At 71.9% G+C, this 12567-nt stretch carries 14 protein-coding genes and 1 pseudogene; 6 read left to right on the forward strand and 9 right to left on the reverse strand.

Going from position 1 to position 12567, the window contains the following annotated elements; translation table 11 throughout:
* Positions 1-6: 6 nt before the first annotated feature.
* Positions 7-166: pseudogene (locus tag BIV25_RS53520) on the reverse strand (IS5/IS1182 family transposase); the annotation flags it as partial.
* Between the two features lie 32 nt (positions 167-198).
* On the opposite strand from BIV25_RS53520, the gene BIV25_RS36575 reads away from it, so the two are divergent.
* Entirely contained in the window at positions 199-675 is a 477-nt protein-coding gene (locus BIV25_RS36575) for a hypothetical protein (protein WP_256256979.1), read from the forward strand.
* Between the two features lie 15 nt (positions 676-690).
* Here BIV25_RS36575 and BIV25_RS36580 read toward each other — a convergent pair whose 3' ends face one another.
* Complete coding sequence (locus tag BIV25_RS36580) at positions 691-2415, reverse strand: hydrogenase maturation protein (protein WP_071376832.1); 1725 nt, start codon at positions 2413-2415, stop codon at positions 691-693.
* Positions 2416-2986: 571 nt separating this feature from the next.
* Between BIV25_RS36580 and BIV25_RS36585 the strand changes: the two genes are divergently transcribed.
* The 3 genes from BIV25_RS36585 to BIV25_RS36595 are packed head-to-tail and all read left to right on the forward strand — an operon-like array spanning position 2987 to position 4325.
* Positions 2987-3364 (forward strand): hypothetical protein, encoded by a 378-nt coding sequence (locus tag BIV25_RS36585; RefSeq protein WP_071376833.1) that lies wholly within the window; start codon positions 2987-2989, stop codon positions 3362-3364.
* Positions 3349-3909 carry a hypothetical protein gene (locus tag BIV25_RS36590; RefSeq protein WP_071376834.1) on the forward strand — a complete coding sequence of 187 codons (561 nt, stop codon included), beginning with the start codon at positions 3349-3351 and terminating at the stop codon, positions 3907-3909. The genes BIV25_RS36585 and BIV25_RS36590 overlap by 16 nt, the downstream gene beginning before the upstream one ends.
* 14 nt (positions 3910-3923) lie before the next feature.
* Positions 3924-4325 carry a peptidase inhibitor family I36 protein gene (locus BIV25_RS36595; protein WP_371273110.1) on the forward strand — a complete coding sequence of 134 codons (402 nt, stop codon included), beginning with the start codon at positions 3924-3926 and terminating at the stop codon, positions 4323-4325.
* Positions 4326-4358: 33 nt separating this feature from the next.
* On the opposite strand, the gene BIV25_RS51590 is transcribed toward BIV25_RS36595, so the two are convergent.
* Positions 4359-4517: a hypothetical protein gene (locus BIV25_RS51590; RefSeq protein ID WP_177235536.1), complete on the reverse strand. Its 159-nt coding sequence runs from the start codon at positions 4515-4517 to the stop codon at positions 4359-4361.
* Positions 4518-4996: 479 nt separating this feature from the next.
* Between BIV25_RS51590 and BIV25_RS36600 the strand changes: the two genes are divergently transcribed.
* Positions 4997-5230, forward strand: coding sequence for a hypothetical protein (locus BIV25_RS36600; protein WP_071376835.1), 234 nt, complete (start codon positions 4997-4999; stop codon positions 5228-5230).
* A gap of 63 nt (positions 5231-5293) precedes the next feature.
* Here the strand turns inward: BIV25_RS36600 and BIV25_RS36605 are convergent, their stop codons facing one another.
* Positions 5294-5827 carry a GNAT family N-acetyltransferase gene (locus tag BIV25_RS36605; RefSeq protein ID WP_071376836.1) on the reverse strand — a complete coding sequence of 178 codons (534 nt, stop codon included), beginning with the start codon at positions 5825-5827 and terminating at the stop codon, positions 5294-5296.
* Between the two features lie 62 nt (positions 5828-5889).
* Positions 5890-7134 (reverse strand): DUF2993 domain-containing protein, encoded by a 1245-nt coding sequence (locus BIV25_RS36610; RefSeq protein ID WP_071376837.1) that lies wholly within the window; start codon positions 7132-7134, stop codon positions 5890-5892.
* Positions 7135-7332: 198 nt separating this feature from the next.
* On the opposite strand from BIV25_RS36610, the gene BIV25_RS36615 reads away from it, so the two are divergent.
* Positions 7333-8205 (forward strand): AraC family transcriptional regulator, encoded by an 873-nt coding sequence (locus BIV25_RS36615; protein WP_071376838.1) that lies wholly within the window; start codon positions 7333-7335, stop codon positions 8203-8205.
* A 97-nt stretch (positions 8206-8302) separates the two neighbouring features.
* On the opposite strand, the gene BIV25_RS36620 is transcribed toward BIV25_RS36615, so the two are convergent.
* The 4 genes from BIV25_RS36620 to BIV25_RS36635 form a co-directional block, all read right to left on the reverse strand.
* The gene (locus tag BIV25_RS36620) at positions 8303-9727 is read right to left on the reverse strand and encodes a glycosyltransferase family 39 protein (protein ID WP_177235537.1); all 1425 of its coding nucleotides are present in this window, start codon (positions 9725-9727) and stop codon (positions 8303-8305) included.
* A 295-nt stretch (positions 9728-10022) separates the two neighbouring features.
* Positions 10023-10769: a VC0807 family protein gene (locus BIV25_RS36625; RefSeq protein ID WP_107486526.1), complete on the reverse strand. Its 747-nt coding sequence runs from the start codon at positions 10767-10769 to the stop codon at positions 10023-10025.
* 250 nt (positions 10770-11019) lie between these two features.
* Positions 11020-11457 carry a DUF6069 family protein gene (locus tag BIV25_RS36630; RefSeq protein ID WP_071376839.1) on the reverse strand — a complete coding sequence of 146 codons (438 nt, stop codon included), beginning with the start codon at positions 11455-11457 and terminating at the stop codon, positions 11020-11022.
* A gap of 454 nt (positions 11458-11911) precedes the next feature.
* A complete protein-coding gene (locus tag BIV25_RS36635; protein WP_143076753.1) occupies positions 11912-12526 on the reverse strand; it encodes a hypothetical protein in 615 nt (204 codons plus the stop codon).
* Between the last annotated feature and the right edge of the window lie 41 nt (positions 12527-12567).

Raw genomic sequence — 12567 nt, forward strand, 5'->3', positions numbered from 1 at the left:
CTCCCCTCAGGTGCGGGCGGCGGCGAGGCCGAGGAAGGCGAGAAAGCGCGAGCCCTCTCTCGTACCGGACGGTGAGGCGGCGGCAGCCGAACGGCCGGGCGATCGGCCGTTCGATCTTCCAGCGGTGCCGGCCGAGCCGCTCGCTCGATTCGATCCCGGGACGTGACGACGGTCAAGGACATCGCCGCCGCGGCCGGTGTGACCGAGCGCACCTTCTTCCGCTACTTCCCGTCGAAGGAGGACCTGGTCTTCGCCGAACTCCTCGACTTCGTACCGCTGCTCAAGCAGGAGATCGCCCGCCGCCCGGCGGACGAGCCCCCGTACACCGCCGTGCTGGGCGGGCTGCTCGCCGCCGCCGGGCGACTCGACGGCGGCCTCGGCATCCTCTTCGTCGGCGTGCCGCCCCGCGCCATGTCCACCGGCGCGCGCCGCAGCGGTGTGCTGACCGAGTTCGAGGACGGCATCGCCGAGGCACTCGGCGGCCGCCTCCCGCACCGGTCGCCGGACGAACCGGCCCGGACCCGCGCCCTGCGCGCCTCCGTCCTCGCCCGCGCCTCGGTCGCTGCCGTGCGCGCCGCCCTCATCGCGTTCACGACCCGCGACGACGCACCGGTCGAGGACTTCGCGGGGCTTCTGCACGAGGCGTTCGCCGTGCTGCGCAGTGGCGGGGAGTGACGCGCGCCGAGCCGCTCATCGGACGGCGCTCGCCGGCGGTGCCAGGGGGTGGGCGGAGGGGGCCGGCTCCTTGCGCACGAAGGCCGAGCGCAGGGCGTGGTACGGGGCTTCGGGGTCGAAGAAGACGGTGTGCATGCGCGCGAGTTCCGCGCGCCGGTAGGACGTGAGCGGCTGTACCTCCTCGGCCGCGCGGCGTGCCGCGGCCTTGGCGGCGATACGGTGCCGCAGGCCCGGTGCGGCGGCGAGATCGGCGGCCAGCCGCTCGACCTCGGTCGCGAACTCGCCCGGCGCGGTGGTCAGGAGCCGGTCCACCAGTTCCAGCCGTGCGGCCGACGCGGAGCTCAGGGGCAGGGCCTCCCGCATGATTCGGCGGGCGGTGTCGGCCCCGGCGCGGCGCGGGAGCGTGTACGTCCAGAACTCGGAGCCGTGCAGGCCCATCCGCCGGTAGTGCGGATTGAGCACGGCGCCCGTACGGCACCACACCTGGTCGGCGGCGAGCGCGAGCATGGCGCCTCCGGCGGCGGCGTTCCCGGCGAGCGCGGCGACCACCAGCCGGTCGGTGGTGCGCAGCACCGCCTCGACGAGGTCGTCCATGGCGTTGATGTTCCGCCAGGACTCCTCGGCGGGGTCGGCGGCCGCCTCGATGACGTTCAGGTGGATGCCGTTGGAGAAGAAGTCACGGTCGGAGCCGAGCACCAGCACGGAGGTGGGGCGGGCCAGCGCGTGTTCGTAGGCGGTGAGGAGTCTGCGGCACTGGTCGGTGCTCATCGCACCGCCCGGGAAGGCGAAGGTCAGGAAGCCGACCTCGCCGCGCTGCCGGTACCGGATGTCCGTCCAGGTGCGGCGGTGCGCGGGCAGTTCGAACGGGACGGCGGCTTCCGTGAGGTCGAGCTTGTGCGGTCCGGCGAAGGAGTCGAGGACGGACGTGGCGGGCCGCCGGAAGGGTGCCGGGTCGCCGGAGCCCTTGCGCGGGCGCAGTTCCGGGATCCACACGGCACCGTCGCGGGTGGCGCGGCAGACCGCGCCCGCCCGGGTCGCGAGCAGCTCGCCGGGGCGGCCGCGCAGCCGGTCCTCGGGGTGGCCGCCGTGCAGGAACACCTCGCGGCCCAGGAGTTCGTCCAGGACACCCGGCTGCGAGTCGGCGCCGCGCAGCTTGCGCAGTACGGCCTCGGTGCTGTCGCCCGACCAGTCGATGCGGCGCTGCTCCTGCCGGAAGAAGTCGCGCCGGACGATGGGCAGGGGGTCGCCGGAGTCGTGGGTCTGCGGGCGGGGCTCGTACCCGCCGGCGGCGTAGCGGTGCACGGCCAGCAGGACGGCGGACACGGCGGCGTCGGAGACCTCGTTCCGGTACAGGTCGCTCTTGCCGACGGGCGGCACGGCGAACGGCTCCGCCGCCCAGATGTCCCCGGCGTCCATGGCGGCCTCGGCCTGGAACACCGTGACGCCCCACCGCGGGGCCCGCTCGGCGATCGCCCAGTCGAGCGAGGAGGGACCACGGTCGCCGGGTGGCCCGGGGTGCACGACGAGGCAGGTGTGTTCCCGCCACACGTCCTCGGGCAGGGCCGTCCTCAGCATCGGAGCGATGATCAGCTCCGGGCGCCGTTCGCGTACGGCGGCCCGGACCGGGTCGTCGCCGTGCGTGGCGAGGACGATGTCCACCCGGTGGCCCTGGTCCGAGAGTTCCGCGTACACCCGCTGGGAGAGGCTGTTGAACGCGCTCACGACGAGCAGGATTTCCATGGTGCAGCATGGTCGCGCTTCTCGGGTGTGCCGTGAAGAACCACGACGGCGTTTCGTTCGCCTCGGCGACAAGCGCCGCTCGGGGGTGCCGACTTCCTGATCAGCCGCCGGCTGGGACATGCCGGTCCGTGCCCGCCCGGACGCGGGGCCCGTGCTGCCGGCTCACCGCCTCGACGAGCGGTTCGGGCAGGTGCGGCAGGCGCAGTGCCTCGGGCAGGGCCGCCGCCGTGGGGACCGTGGACCGGGCGGCCCGCGCGGCTTGTGCGTGACATCCTCCGCTCCTCGCCCGGCGCCCGGCCCCGGAAGCGGGACCGGCGGTGACGCCACCCTGAGGACGACCGCTCACCGCACGCTCACCGCGGCCGCACCGGGCCGGTCCGGCGTCCCGGATCCGGTGGCGACGCGGCCGGGGCGTCGCGGCGGTGACCGCACCCGCCCCGCCGGCCCTGGCCGATCCCTTCTCACCTACATGGGCGAATCGTCTGATTCCGCGCATACCGCTGCCGCCGCTGGGGATCGTGACCCTGCACGGTGCAGTCACCGTGCGTCACTTTTCCGGGGGGCCTTCCATATGCGTCAACTCGCCGTCGCTGCTGCCCTGTTCGCCGCGCTCCTGCCCGGCACCGCCTCGGCCCGTCCGGTCGCGGCGGACAGTGCGTCGATCGGCGCCGTGCCGACAGGACATGTGTACTTCTGGCCCGAACCCGGCCAGATGGGCGGAGCATGGGACTACGCCCCGCCCGGGTTCAAGGCGGCCGAGCCGCCGGTGAAGCGATCCGCGGGATCCTTCGACTCGCACGCGTCCGTCACCGTGTACGCGATCAGTGACCAGCCCGGCGGACGGTGTCTGTACCGGGCGATCTACCCGGACGACTACTCCGACAACTGGGACTGGGCGGGGAAGTTCGACGGCGTCAGCGACACCACGATGGGATGCCAGGCAGGCTGAGGCACACCCGGTCGACGATCTCCTCCGCCACGATGCCTCCGCGTACGACGGCCCTCGCCGTCCTCGTCCTGCCGCTACTGGTGAGCGGCTGCGCCCCCGCACCCGTTCACCGCCTCTCCTCCGACGACCTCGTCAAGGCCGCCACCCGCGTCCTCACCGACGACTGCCTCAGTCGCCGGGGCCTCACCGCGCCCCGGCCGGACCGCAGCCCGCCGTCGCCCGCCGAGCAACAGCGCGTGTCCGACGCCCTGTTCGGGACCGGACCGGCCCAGCTCTCCGTCCGACTGCCCACCGGGTTCGTCGTACGCGCCCACAGCGACGGCTGCCTCGCCGAGGCCCAGCAGCGGCTGTACGGGGACCAGCGGCGCTGGTTCCGGACATCCACGATCGTCAACAACCTCGGACCCGAGGCCACACACGCCCGCCTCCCGCTCGCCACGATCCGCGAGCGGCACAGCGCCGACCTCGCCGACTGGCGTCGTATGCGCTCCCATGCCGTCACGGCCGCCGTCACCCTGCTCCGCGTCAACTCACCTACCACGTAAGGAACATCGCCCTGATGAACATGATGAAGCCGCGTTCGACCACCGCCCGGCGCGCCGCCTCCCTCCTCGCCGCCTCCCTCCTCTGCGCCGGCGCCGTGCTCGCCACCTCCGCCTCCGCGCAGGCGGCGGAGTGCGGCAGCGGGAACTTCTGCGTCTGGACCGACGCGAACTTCACCGGCCTGAAGATCGAGCACAGCGGCGACGACCACTGGTGGGAGGGCGACATGGCGTGGCAGGACTCGTCCTGGGCCAACCACGGCATCTCCGGCCCCGGTGTCAAGGACCACGTCAAGGTCTACTCCGGCCGCGAACTCCTCGGCCATGTCACCATCTGCCTCGCCCCGGGCCAGGAGGTCGGCTACAACGCCGCCGCCAACGACCAGGGCGCCTCCCACACCTGGACGACGGGCTGTTGAGGTTCCCTGAGACCCCGCCGGTCAGCGGCGGGGTCACCGTGTGAGGAGCACGGTGCCGTCCGTGGCCGGGGGCCGCTCCGCGAGCGCCTCCGGCAGCAGGTGTCCGAGCCGGGCGGCGGCGAGGCTGCCGGGAGTGACGTCGCCGATCGTGATGCAGGTGGCGTCCGCACCGTCGGCCCGACAACCGCCCACGTGAGGGGGAACAGTCCGGCACGCCCGCGCCAAGGGCACGGCGACTCGCGCGGTCGCGTCGTACGGACAGTCGCTCACCAGCCCCGTCGCCACCAGGCCGGCGGCGTCCGCCCGTCCTGTCCGGCCACGTCGAACGCGACCGGATACCGCTGCCCGTGGTGACAGGCGGCCGCGATGGCGAACAGCGGCGCCCTGTACCGGCAGCAGGTGTCTCAGCGTGAGCAACGCACCGGGCGGAGCGCAGCCGAGGAGAAGGCTTGCCCGGCCGGTTCTCACCCGACCTGTTCGGCACCGCCGGCACACTTCGCCGACCGGCGCCGGGTACCGCACGGAGGCGGCGCGCACCGCTGGGCCATCCCGGTCACTGGCCCCGGCTGTCCGAAGGACCCGGCCGGTGTGGTGAGCGGCCGGGCGGATGTTCCTGTCTACGGTGCGCGGTAGGCGGCCTCGACGGGGCCCATGAGTGCACGAGGAGCACGATGTCTCTGCGCGGAGCCCTGGCAGCCCGGACCCGAGTAGCGCTCACCGCGGCCACGGCGGTCGTGGCGATGACGGCAGCGGCCGGGCTGGTCGGCGCGGTCCCCGCCGAGGCGGCCCCGGCGAGCCGGGTCCCCTCGTCCGGTCCGGACGGCAGCCCCTTCAATCCGGTGTTCGGGCTGCTCGGGAGCGCGCCGATCGTCGGGGTGCTCCTCGGAGGACCGCATGGAGGATGACGTACGGAGCAACCTCGACGGCAGCGAGCTCGAATTCGTCAGCCGGGAGTTCAAGCCCACGGTTCAGGCCTGGAACTCGGTGAGATCGATGGCGTGAACCCGCAGCGGGTAGCCGTACACCGGGTGTGCCGTCTCCCGCTCGGGCTCCATGCCGAGCTTGCGGATGACGTTCTCGGAGGCGTTGTCCCCCACCCGGTTGATGCTGATGACGCGGTCCAGGCCGCGGTCCTGGAGAGCGAACTCCAGCGTGGCGTGGGCGGCTTCGGACGCGTATCCCTGGCCCCAGAACTGTGAGCCGAGCCGCCAGCTGATCGCCACGGCGGGCATCACCTCCGGCAGGAACCCGGGCACGGACAGTCCCGTGAAGCCGATCAGTTCGCCCGAGGCCAGCAGTTCGACGGCGAAGAGCCCGAAGCCCTCCTCGTCCCACTCCTCCTCCCACTGCTCGATGTCCTCGGCCGTGCGGTCCAGGTCGCGCACCGAACCGTCGTCGGTCCAGCGCATGACCCGGGGGTCCGCGTTGATCTCCGCCATCGGCGCGAGGTCGTCGTCGTGCCAGCCACGGAGGAGGAGGCGGGGTGTGCGGATCTCGGTCATGTGCCCATCCTGCCGAAGGCGGGCGCCTCATCGGTAATCGGGCGCTGGTCCGCCGTGCGGGCTCACCGGCCCAGCAGCAGACCCGTCCCCGACACATCGACCCGGATTCCGTCCTTGTCCACCGTCACGTCCCGCAGACGTACGGCGCCCGAGGGCGGCTCGGGGAGGCGGAAGGCGAAGGAGAAGCGGTCGGCGATCTCGGGGCGGGTGAGCTTGGTCAGCGCGGTCAGCAGGGACAGGTCGAGGCCGAGCCGCTGCAAGAGCGCGGGGTGGGCGAGTGCCGCGTCCACGAGGTTCACCTGCGTCAGTTCGTGCAGGAAGCGCGGTGCGCCGGTGAGCCGGTGCAGCTTGTCCTCGTCGTGCAGCGCGGCGCGCACCGCACCGTCGGGGACACCCAGGCGGTGCACGATCTCCGGCACCGACAGCATGGCCCTGATCTTCTCCGCCTCCTGGGTGAGCCGGCGCGCCGAGGCATCGGTGAGGTGGAGACCCTCGGCGGGCCCGGTGCCGGGCCGGTACGTCGCCAGGTCGCCGATGCCGACCTGCATGCTGTCCACGGAGGTGGCGATGCCGCGCTCCCCGTCGCGCCGGATGCTGGCGTCGGCCTGTACGCGCAGGTCGCGGCCGGCGATGCGGAGCGAGCCGTGGGCCTGGACCCGGCCGGGGCCACGCGCGCTGAAGGCCACCTGCGAGGCACCGAGTTCCCGGTTCATGTCGTCGAAGGACAGCAGGACCCGGCCGTGCATCTGCCGAACGAGCGCACCGCGCACCGTGGTCGGGCCGTCGCCGTCGATGCGGATGTCGTTCGCGGTGGCGGTGACCTGGGTGAGCGTGACCCGCTGGGCCGGGATGTCCGCGACGGTGACCTGGACCGAGTCCAGCCGCTGGTCGGCCAGCTGCGTCAGGAACGGAAAGCCGCCGATCCGTACCTCGGGGGCGGCGGCGAGATGCAGCTCTTCCTTGATCCGTTCGGCGGCCTTGTGCTCGGCGTAGAGCAGCGCCCAGCGGTCGGCGAGGGTGACCAGGCAGGCGAGCGTGAGCGTCCAGGCGAGCAGCCTGACCATGGTGGGCAGCCCGGTGGCGCGATTGCGGCGGCGGCTGCCGCGCCGGTGGTTGGGCGGGGCCCAGGGCTCCTCGGAGTCCTCGTCCCGCGACGCCGGCATGTCGTCCTCGGTGAGGAAGTCCTCCAGCGGATTGTCCGCCAGCGCCGCCAGTTCGTCGTACGGATTACGGCCGCGCGGAACCTGTCCGGTGCCGGGCCCGTCGGACTGAGCAGGATGATGCGTCGGTGTGTGGGGGGTACGCATCAGTTTATTTGATCATATAGTCCCACTCAGTGGGCAAGCTTGGTCTGAACTGAGGTGCGAATCCGGTCACTTGGCTTCTCGCCCACCCTCGACTGCCGATCCTCGACTGCCGCACCCGACCGGAGCGGGCACAGGTTGTCGGGTGCGGCAGGCTCGGTCGGTCCTAACGTCGGTGATCGAAAGGGAAGGAGGCCGGGGTTGCTGGATCGGCTGAACCAGGCCATGGAGCACATCGAGGGTCACCTCGACCAGCAGATCGAGGTGTCCGCGCTGGCCCGGATCACGGTCACGTCCGAGTACCACTTCCGGCGGCTGTTCTCGTCGTTGGCGGGGATGCCGCTGTCGGAGTACGTCCGGCGCCGGCGGCTCACCGTCGCGGGGGCCGAAGTGCTGGCCGGGGAACCGACCTTGCTGGAGATCGCGATCCGCTACGGCTACACCTCGGGGGAGGCCTTCGCCCGCGCGTTCCGCGCCGTGCACGGCGTCGGTCCCGGCGAGGCCAGGCGTACCGGCGCGGCTCTGAACTCGCAGCCCCGGCTGTCCTTCCGCCTCATCGTCGAAGGGAACAGCACCATGCGGTACCGCATCGTGGAGAAGGAAGCATTCCGGGTCGTCGGCAGGAAGGCCCGTGTCCCGCTGATCCACCGGGGCGTCAACCCGCACATCGCCGAGCACATCCAGGGCATCCCGCCGGAGACGATGCTGCGGATCGTCGGCCTCTCGGACCAGGACCCGGAGGGTGTGGTGTCGGCGACCGTGCGCCTGTCGGACGGCTTCGAGGAGGGCAGCGAACTCGACTACTACCACGCCGTGGTGACCACGGCCGCCGAGTTGCCCGAGGATCTCGACGTGCTGGACTGCCCGGCGGGCACCTGGGCCGTGTTCGAGGACACCGGGCCGTTCCCGCAGGCGCTGCAGCAGATGTGGGCCGACGTGGCCGCCCAGTGGATCCCGTCCAACCCCTACGAGTACCGTCCGGGGCCGGAGATCCTGCGCACCCGCCCGGTGCGGGACGACCCGGCGCAGCACGACGCGCAGCTGTGGATCCCGGTGACCCGCACCACGGCCTGAGCCGGGCACCACGTGACGTTCCGGGGTCGGCGCGCCCGGCTCCGGAACACCCGGATCCACGGCCACCGCCCCGGCCCGGATCGTGGTGCGCCCGAGCTCACTTGGCCGGGGTGTCCCCGCGCAGGGTGACGGCGGTGAGGTGGTAGAAACTCTGCCAGAGCCGCGACCAAGGCTGCCGCGGGCCCTCGCAGAGCCAGATGACCTGACCCCGGTTCGCGTTGGACACGTGCAGGTGGTTGTCGACGGTGCCCGCCTTGCGGACGGTGTCGAAGTACCGGTCCAGGTACGGCTTGTCCGCGCCGACGTAGACGACGGTCGTGACGCTGTCCGCCGGGCGCCCGAAGTACCAGTAGCCCCGGTGGCCGCTGTACACCGGCGGGAGGTGGCGTGCGGGACCGTAGCGGTCCAGGGCGCTCGCCTGGCCGTAGCCGTCGGTGATCACGACCGTGTTGCGGCGGGTGCCGTCCGGCAGGGCGTGGTAGACGCCGGCCACGGTGTCCGCCATGTCCGGCCAGCCGAACGTGTCCTTCGAGACCCCGTCCGGGCTGTGGTTCAGCGCGGACGCGGGATACATCGGCAGCATGATCGGAACGAGGGCGAGGGAGAGCAGGGCGATTGGAACGGACAGCCACTTCCACAGCGGGCGCCCGGCCTTGCCCTCGAACGCGACCGCCGCGGCGGCCAGCGGCACGACCAGGTATCCGGCCAGGTAGTACGCCCGGCCGTCGCTGATGGCGTAGACGAGCGCGATGCCCAGGATGCTCCAGGCGAGGGAGCGGTACTCGCGGTAGGCGGACGACCTGATGAGCCTGACCATGCCGTACACGAAGAAGACCGCCCCCGCGAAACCGCAGAGGGACAGGACCGCGCCGATGAAGCCGAAACCGCCCGCTCCGGCATCCCTGACCTCCTGGGCGATCACCTTGGTCATCTCGATCTGCGGCCAGCCGTGCCGCGCCTGCCACACGAGACCCGGCAGCGCCGAGACGGTCACGACGGCCGCGCCGATCCAGAGCCGGGGACGGCGCAGGATGCTGCGGGGGCCGAGGATCAGCGCACAGATCATGAAGACGGCCCAGAAGCTCACACTGACGTACTTGACCTGCACCTCCACCGCGGTGATGACGCCGATCCACAGCAGCAGACGGTCGTCGCGCACCCGGATCCAGCGCAGGAGCAGGAACGCGGTGCCGGTGGCCAGGTTGATGTCGAGGCCGCCGGTGGCCAGGACGTGACCGGTCATCAGGACGAACGGGGCCAGCCCGTAGACGAGAGCCGCGAGGAGTTGGGCGAGACGCCCGCCGCCGAGTTCGCGGGCAGCGAGTGCCGCGAACACGACACCGGTGCCCGCCCCGAGGGCCGGGATCGTGCGCAGGGCCACCAGCGATCCGCCGGTGAGGTGTTCGATTCCCTGGGCCAGCAGCGGCACCAGCGGGGGCTGGTCGACGTATCCCCAGGCCGGATGCTTTCCGGCGGCTATGAAATACAGCTCGTCGCTGAAGAAGCCGAATCTGTTGCTCACCAGCAGAAGGACGACGACGACCGTTCCGGCGACGACGAGGACCGGTCTGCGGGCTAACGCAGCGAGCTCAGAAGGCGCCGCATGGCCGATCTGCCGGTCTCTCACCGGCATGCTCTGCACAGGAGATGCGTTGCCTTGGGGGGAACTGGTGAGATTCACAATTCTCCTCGAGAGGCAGCGCACAGCTCCGGCATCCGCGAAATGTCCGCTGCCTGGAATCCGAAACCGATACCGAGCAGTATGTGAGACGGTGCGGCAGGATTTCGCATATTTCCCGGGTGCCCTAAGGGAATTGCTAGGGGTTTTCGTTCCTGGGAATTTCCGCACGTGCCGGCGTGGCCGCCGTACCGCCGCGCGGGAACATCTTGGCCAGGGTCCCGGTACGGAACAGCGTGATCTGGGTGATGACCTGGAGCACCAGCCAGGTCGCCGCGTACAGCACGCCGTCCAGGGCCGGAACGGCGTCGACGGGCAACGCGAACGCGATGAAGACCCGCACCAGCGCGTCCACCAGCAGCCCCAGACCCCAGAGCACGGTCAGGCCGTGCCAGACCCGCCGGAACCCCCGGTCCGTCTCCCACAGCCGGTCCAGGAGCGCGGTCCGGCCCGGCAGCAGCGACTTGAGCGCCCGGAACGTGAAGGGCTGGGCCGTCGCGAGGCTGACGAGCAGCCAGATCCCGGCGCACGCGGTGACCAGACCACTGCGGGCCAGGACGATGCGCGGACTCGCGGTGATCAGCGAGGCGGCCGTGCCCCCGATCAGGAGCGCGATGACGAACACGCCGATGGCGTCCAGCTTTCGGTGCCGTACGGCGGAGTACAGCGTGTGCACGGTGGGGGCGGCGCCGCTCAGCAGGAGCGAGGGGATCTCGCTCAGCCCGGCGCCGCGCAGGATGTAGTAGAGCGCGGCGGGAATGACCACGTCGAAGGCGACGGTCACCACGAAACCCCGGCCGGCCGAGGACGTGTCGGGCGGGGGAGCGGCGCTCTCGCGGTCGGCGGGGGCGATGGCCGGCTGCTCGGGCGGCGTTGGGAAAGTCATGGTGCAGGGCTCCTGGCGTGGGGCGGCTCGGGGCCGGCGCGGGTGGTCGCATGCGTTGCGTGCGGCGGTTGCACGCCACGGCGAGTTCCTGCCCGTACCGGGCCGGCTTCACCGGAATTCTCCGGGGATCCACCGCGCCGACTGCCGGTGTACGACATCGAGTTCCGGCCTCGGCCGGCCGTGGACCCGCCACCGGCCGAGGCTGCCCGCACAGCGACGGGGCGGCGGCAGCGGCACGCGATGCAGGTCCCTACGGCCTCGCGGCGGTCCGCCGCAGCCCGGCGACGAGCACCAGTCCCGTCACCAGATGCAGGCACATGAGCACCACCTTGGCGCCCGTCGTGACACCGAGGCCGAACGGGCCGGACAGGGACAGGACCAGGACCGTGAGGGCGAGGACCGGCCAGGTGCGATGCGCCCGCGCGGGCGCCCACCGCTCCAGGGCGGCGAGGGAACCCCACGCGGCGAGGCCCGCCACCACCGACGCCCCCAGCACCGCCCCTGCTCCGACGCGCTGTTCGTGGTGGTCCGAACCCGTGCGGACGTCGAGGTGGACGCCCGCCAACTGCGCGGCCACCAGCCACACGACGAGGGCCGCCACGGCACCCGCCAGGACCGCCAGGATCCGCGCTCGTCGGATTCCCGAGGCCCCGGACTCGCCGCCGCGGGACGGATTCGCGGTCACCATGGAGTGCCACTCCCCTCTCAGTACGACGTCCAGCGGGCGGCACCGGGTGGCGAACAGCTCCGCAGGCCGGTCGCCGGAAGACTAGGGCGGCGTCTCGCCCGCGGCCACCGGACAGGTCGCCCGCACGCCAAGATCGGGGGAAACAACCAGACTTCGGCGTACGGGCGTCTACACGGCGGCGTCCGTCCGCAGGAGCACGCAGGACGCCTGGTCGACGAGGTCGCGCAGGACGGTGAGGTACTCCTCGGTGCCGCCGGGCTCGTCCAGGATCGGTGCGCTCGGTGCTGGAGTTCCTTGCAGTCCTGTGCGTAGGCGGCGAGGACTGCGGGCGCGAGCAGTTCGCGGGTCAGGGCGGACCGGGCGGGTGCGGAGTTCCCCGCGGCGGAGTGCAGGTCCGTCAGACGCTGTGCCGAGTCAGGAGTCGCCTGTTCGAGACAGCAGGCGAGCAGATAGGTCACCGTGCCCTTCCGCAGGTCCTCGAACCGGCCCGAAAGGATGTCCTCCTGGTCGTTGAAGAGCTGCCAGACCAGCCCGAAGACCTCGCCGAAGGCACGCCGGCGTGCCACGCGCTGCTCGCCGCACCGGCCAGGCGGGCGGCCATGGCCGTGATCACGGCGAAGGGCGCACCGGACTTGCCCAGACAGGTCTTTCGCACCGAAGACCGCGTGGCCGTCACCGCCTCCCCTCCGATGTCTCGCAGCTGCCCCTCCGCCGCATCGACCCAGCATCGGACGACTTCGGCGGCGAGGGCGGCGCGGACCGGCTCGGGCACGCGCAGCTTCTGAACGATCGGCAGCGGAAGAGGCGTTCCCGCTGCGACGACCGCCAGCAGCGTCTGGTCGACCTCGGGATCCGCCGTCTCCTGCCCGTCCGGTGAGTCGGCCAAGTCGTCCAGGCAGCAGGCCGTCGTCCACCACGGATCGTGAACGACGGCCAGCGGGAGCGCCGGTGCGGGACTGCCGGTCGCACTGAGCAGGGCGCGTACGGATGCCCGCTCGGCATGGCCGGTACTGACCAGGATCATTTGCGCCACGGCATCGCCCGTGCGAGACATCGGGGCCCCGGTCACGGAAACGCCGTGACCGGAGCCCGGGATCGGCTACCGCGGGA

This window comes from Streptomyces sp. MUSC 14 (genome assembly GCF_001866675.1).
Lineage (GTDB): Bacteria > Actinomycetota > Actinomycetes > Streptomycetales > Streptomycetaceae > Streptomyces.

Bases quoted from the DNA above. Each gene is read 5' to 3' on its own strand.
- BIV25_RS36585 (WP_071376833.1), top strand. From the start codon at position 2,987: ATGCGTCAACTCGCCGTCGCTGCTGCCCTGTTCGCCGCGCTCCTGCCC.
- BIV25_RS36630 (WP_071376839.1), bottom strand. From the start codon at position 11,457: ATGGTGACCGCGAATCCGTCCCGCGGCGGCGAGTCCGGGGCCTCGGGA.
- BIV25_RS36590 (WP_071376834.1), top strand. From the start codon at position 3,349: ATGCCAGGCAGGCTGAGGCACACCCGGTCGACGATCTCCTCCGCCACG.
- BIV25_RS36595 (WP_371273110.1), top strand. From the start codon at position 3,924: ATGAACATGATGAAGCCGCGTTCGACCACCGCCCGGCGCGCCGCCTCC.
- BIV25_RS36580 (WP_071376832.1), bottom strand. From the start codon at position 2,415: ATGGAAATCCTGCTCGTCGTGAGCGCGTTCAACAGCCTCTCCCAGCGG.
- BIV25_RS36610 (WP_071376837.1), bottom strand. From the start codon at position 7,134: ATGCGTACCCCCCACACACCGACGCATCATCCTGCTCAGTCCGACGGG.
- BIV25_RS36600 (WP_071376835.1), top strand. From the start codon at position 4,997: ATGTCTCTGCGCGGAGCCCTGGCAGCCCGGACCCGAGTAGCGCTCACC.
- BIV25_RS36605 (WP_071376836.1), bottom strand. From the start codon at position 5,827: ATGACCGAGATCCGCACACCCCGCCTCCTCCTCCGTGGCTGGCACGAC.
- BIV25_RS36625 (WP_107486526.1), bottom strand. From the start codon at position 10,769: ATGACTTTCCCAACGCCGCCCGAGCAGCCGGCCATCGCCCCCGCCGAC.